Raw genomic sequence first — 1,734 nt, forward strand, 5'->3', positions numbered from 1 at the left:
ACGTGCTGGGCGCGGGGTGATTCGTTGGTGCCGGCTAACCTGGAGCCTATCATCCCTTGGCCCGCGCCCGCCGCAATGGCGCGCGCGACGTCGCGGGGATGGCGCACGCCGCCGTCGGCCCACACGTGCACCCCGAGTTCCTCGGCGGCGGCCGCGCACTCGGCCACGGCGGAGAACTGCGGGCGGCCGACGCCGGTCATCATGCGGGTGGTGCACATGGCGCCGGGACCGACACCCACCTTGACGATGTCCGCGCCCGCCTCCGCCAGATCGCGCACGCCCTGCGCGGAGACGACATTGCCCGCCACCAGCGGCACGCCGAGGCCGAGCGCGGACACGGCGGCCAGCGATTCGAGCATCTTCTCCTGATGGCCGTGCGCGGTGTCGATGACCAGCAGGTCGGCGCCGGAGTCGACCAGTGCCTTGGCCTTGGCCGCCACGTCGCCGTTGATGCCGATGGCGGCGGCCACCCGCAACTTGCCGTCGGCGTCGACGGCGGGCTGGTAGATGCCGGCGCGGATCGCGCCGGTGCGGGTCATGACGCCTGCCAGCGCGCCGTCCTCGCCGGTCAGCACGGCCAGGTGCGCGTGCCGGGACTCGAGCAGATCGAACAGTTCACGCGGGGAGGTGCTGACGGGGGCGCGCACGAAATCGGTGTCGGCGATCTCGCTGACCCGGGCGAAGCGGTCGACATCGGCGCAGGCGGCCTCGGTGACCACGCCGACCGGCCTGCCCTCCTCGACCACCACCACCGCGCCGTGCGCGCGCTTGTGCATCAGGGCGACCGCCTCGGACACCGAGTGGCCGGGCTCGAGCGCCACCGGGGTGTCGGCGGTCAGCGAGCGGCTCTTGACGAAGGCGATGGTGTCGGCCGCGGCGCCGAGCGGAAGATCCTGCGGCAGAACGACGATGCCGCCGCGCCGGGCGACGGTCTCGGCCATGCGCCTGCCCGCCACGGCGGTCATGTTGGCCACCACGATCGGGATGGTGGTGCCCGAGCCGTCGACGGTCGACAGGTCCACGTCGAAGCGGCTCGCGACGTCCGTCCGGTTCGGGACCAGGAACAGATCGTCGTAGGTCAGGTCGTAGGGCGGCTGGTGTCCGGGGAGGAACTGCACTCGACCGATAGTAACGACGAGCGGGCGGGCGCGCCGGGTTCCGGCGACAGTCCGCCCACCCGGAAGGGTGAGCGGCGGCGGACGGCGGAACTGCCGTGCCCCGGCTCAATCGGCGGCTTCGGCCCTGGCCAGGGCGACCGCGGCGACGGCGAGGACGAGGACCGCGACGACCACCACGACCAGCGCGAACCCGTCGGCGCGCAGGCGTTCGTCGAGCACGGTGAGACCAAGGAACGCGGCGGCCAGTGGTTCGGCCACGGTGGCCGCCGGAAGCGCGGCCGCCAGGCTGCCGACCTGGAAGGCACGCTGTTGCAGGTAGACGCCGAGCAGTCCGGCGGCGACGAGCGCCCAGGTCTGCCAGCTGCCGAGCACCGCGGCGAGGCCGTCCCCGAAGCGGCCCGCGACGAAATCGGTGAGGGCGGCGGCCAGGCCGAACAGCGCCCCGCCCGCCGCGCCGAACAGGAGCGCCCGGCGGCTGTCGGCGCGCGTGCCCGGTGCGCCGGGCGGCTGTGCCGTGGTCGCGGGCGCGGTCGTGCCGCCCCGGGGCCGGGGGGGGCCGCCGGGGGGCGGGCCCCCGGGGTGCCCCCGCGGCCGGGCGGGCGCGGGCCCCGGGGGG

General features: G+C 75.2%; 2 protein-coding genes. Both read right to left on the reverse strand.

All coding sequences use genetic code 11. The features are described 5' to 3' along the window. A partial coding sequence (locus QH283_RS01450; protein ID WP_280501212.1) for a GuaB1 family IMP dehydrogenase-related protein occupies window positions 1-1,118 on the reverse strand: 1,118 nt, incomplete at its 3' end. Window positions 1,119-1,223: 105 nt separating this feature from the next. Next, window positions 1,224-1,734, reverse strand: a 511-nt coding sequence (locus QH283_RS01455; protein WP_280501213.1) for a DMT family transporter, incomplete at its 5' end; no start/stop codon positions are given.

The sequence above is a fragment of the Nocardia farcinica genome (assembly GCF_029867845.1).
Lineage (GTDB): Bacteria > Actinomycetota > Actinomycetes > Mycobacteriales > Mycobacteriaceae > Nocardia > Nocardia farcinica_A.